The 2,944-nt window shown below is 52.8% G+C and carries 1 protein-coding gene and 2 pseudogenes; all 3 read left to right on the top strand.

What is annotated here, in order from left to right; genetic code table 11:
* The first annotated feature begins 78 nt into the window (after positions 1–78).
* Positions 79–1,346, top strand: a pseudogene (gene fabF / locus QVO97_RS05455) (beta-ketoacyl-ACP synthase II).
* 27 nt (positions 1,347–1,373) lie between these two features.
* Complete coding sequence (gene fabZ / locus QVO97_RS05450) at positions 1,374–1,799, top strand: 3-hydroxyacyl-ACP dehydratase FabZ (protein WP_353784499.1); 426 nt, start codon at positions 1,374–1,376, stop codon at positions 1,797–1,799.
* A 20-nt stretch (positions 1,800–1,819) separates the two neighbouring features.
* A pseudogene (accD, locus tag QVO97_RS05445) lies at positions 1,820–2,944 on the top strand (acetyl-CoA carboxylase, carboxyltransferase subunit beta); the annotation flags it as partial.

The following is a 2,944-nucleotide window of genomic DNA, read 5'->3' as shown; positions in this document are numbered from 1 at the left end:
GGAATGCGAAGCATCGGCAAAATCGTGTCGCAGTTTGCACAACGTGTGAACTGTGACGATAGAAAGGCAGGTTTTTAGATGGGAAATAAGACACGTGTAGTAGTAACCGGTCTGGGAGCGATCACACCGATTGGAAATGACGTAGCAAGCTTCTGGCAGGGATTAAAGGATAAAAAAGTCGGTATCGCGCCGATCACATATTTTGATACAACCGATTATAAGGCAAAGCTGGCAGGCGAGGTGAAGGATTTTGATCCGAAGAAATACATGGATCCGAAGGCAGCGAGACGTATGGAGCCGTTTTCTCAGTATGCGGTAGCGGCAGCCGGTGAGGCGATCGCACAGGCNCCGGTGAGGCGATCGCACAGGCGGGTCTGGATATGGAAAAAGAGGATCCGTTCCGCGTGGGAACCAGCATCGGTTCCGGTATCGGAAGCTTACAGGCGATGGAACGTGAGCACAAAAAAATGCTGGAAAAAGGACCGAACCGTGTGAACCCGCTGCTCGTTCCGATGATGATCAGCAACATGGCAGTCGGCAATGTGGCAATGCATTATGGTTTAAAGGGCAAATCCATCAACGTGGTAACTGCCTGTGCGACCGGTACGAACTCTATCGGTGAGGCGTTCCGCTCGATCCAGTACGGCGAGGCAGACGTGATGGTAGCCGGTGGTACCGAGTCTGCGATCACACCGCTCGGTATGGCAGGTTTCGCGGCTCTGACGGCTCTTTCTACCAATGATGACCCGGAGACGGCATCCCGTCCGTTTGATAAGGACCGCGATGGTTTCGTCATGGGCGAGGGCGCTGGTATCGTAGTTCTGGAGTCCTTAGAGCACGCGCAGAAGCGCGGCGCAAAGATTCTGGCAGAGGTAGTCGGCTACGGCGGAAGCAACGATGCATTCCACATCACTTCCCCGGCAGAGGATGGAAGCGGCGCAGCGTATGCGATGGAGATGGCGCTCAAGGATGCAGGTATCGCACCGGAGAAGATTGATTACATCAATGCACATGGAACCAGTACACACCATAACGATCTCTTCGAGACGATGGCAGTGAAAAAAGCGCTGGGAGACCACGCTTACAAGGTAAAAATTAACTCCACTAAGTCGATGATTGGACATCTTTTAGGTGCAGCGGGCGGTGTTGAGTTTATCGCCTGCGTGAAATCCATTGAGGATGGATTTGTACACGCAACCGCAGGTTTAAAAGAGGCAGGCGAGGGCTGCGATCTGGATTACACGATGGGCGAGGGTGTTCCGATGGATATCCACTATGCCCTGACCAACTCCCTGGGATTTGGTGGTGTCAATGCCAGCCTGGTAATCAAGAAATTTGAGGACTAAATTGGGAAAGCGAAAGAGGTAACTGAAATTATGATGGGAATTAAAGAGATCCAGGAGATCATCCCGCACCGTCATCCGTTTCTTTTGATCGACTGTATCGAGGAAGTGACACCGGGCGAGGGCGCGGTTGGATATAAAAATGTAACATACAACGAGCCGTGGTTTGCAGGTCATTTTCCTCAGGAGCCGGTCATGCCGGGCGTCCTGATCGTGGAGGCGCTGGCGCAGGTCGGCGCGGTTGCGATTTTAAGTGAAGAAGGAAATAAGGGCAGGACGGCATATTTCGGGGCAATCAACAACGCAAAATTCAAGAAAAAGGTAGTTCCGGGCGACAAGTTAAAGCTGGAGTGCCATATCATCAAGAGAAAAGGACCGGTCGGCATCGGAAGTGCGACGGCAACCGTCGATGGCAAGCTGGCTGTTTCCGCAGAGCTGACGTTTATGATTGGCTAATAAGTGAGGTTGAATAAGAGATGTTTAAAAATCTGTTTAAGAAATCGTATACTTCGATCAATACAAACGACCACGGTTCTGCCGGCGTAAGCCGTGCGGAGAGTGCGAAAGCAGATAAAAGGGCGGCAGAGGCAGCACAGGAAAAACCGGAGAAGATTCCGAGCCGTCCGACGGCGATGACGCCGGAAAGTCTGCGTTCTTTATGGCGTAAGTGTAATAAATGTGAGAAACCGATTCTGGTGCAGGATGTCAAGGACAACCTGTATGTGTGCCCGCGCTGCGGCGGATATTTCCGGATGCATGCGTACCGTCGGATTGAGATGCTGATCGATGAAGGTACCTTTGAAGAGTGGGATAAGGAGATGTCTGTGGTCAATCCGCTTGCATTTCCGGGCTATGAGGGCAAGGTTGAGGCAGCCAGAGAGAAAACCGAGTTAAATGAGGCGGTTGTCACTGGTAAAGGAAAGATTCACGGTTATGAGACTGTGATCGCGGTCTGCGATTCCCGTTTCCTGATGAGCAGCATGGGTCACAACATGGGAGAGAAGATTGCCCGTGCGGTAGAGCGTGCGACCGAGGAACGGCTTCCGGTTATCATCTACGCGGCTTCCGGCGGCGCGAGAATGCAGGAGGGCATGATCTCCCTGATGCAGATGGCGAAAACTTCCGCAGCCTTAAAACGTCATTCCGAGGCGGGACTTCTCTACATAAGCTTTATGACGGATCCGACCACCGGCGGCGTAACGGCAAGCTTTGCGTCCCTGGGCGATATCATCCTGGCAGAGCCGGGAGCGCTGATTGGATTTGCGGGTCCGCGTGTCATCGAGCAGACGATCGGCCAGAAGCTCCCGGAGGGCTTCCAGAGAGCCGAGTTCCAGCTGACACACGGTTTGTGGATCAGATCGTGGAAAGAAAAGATCAGAAGCGTGTTCTGGGACAGATTTTGAAGCTTCACAGCCAGGAGCATGGCTGGGAGAAATGGAACGATGAGGCGGAGAACCACACAGAAGCGGCATCTGCATCCAAGGCAGAAAAAGCAGCTTCTGTGGAGGAAGGCAAGTTAAAGAGCCGGAAAGCACCGTTCTCCGGTATCATGCGCCAGAAGACCTTAAATAAGATCGCAGGCCGAGAGAGAGACGCCTGGG

Origin of the sequence: Clostridium sp. CAG:43 (genome assembly GCF_000434655.1) — a bacterium.
Lineage (GTDB): Bacteria > Bacillota > Clostridia > Lachnospirales > Lachnospiraceae > Otoolea > Otoolea fessa.
This window is presented reverse-complemented; position numbering and strand designations above follow the sequence as displayed.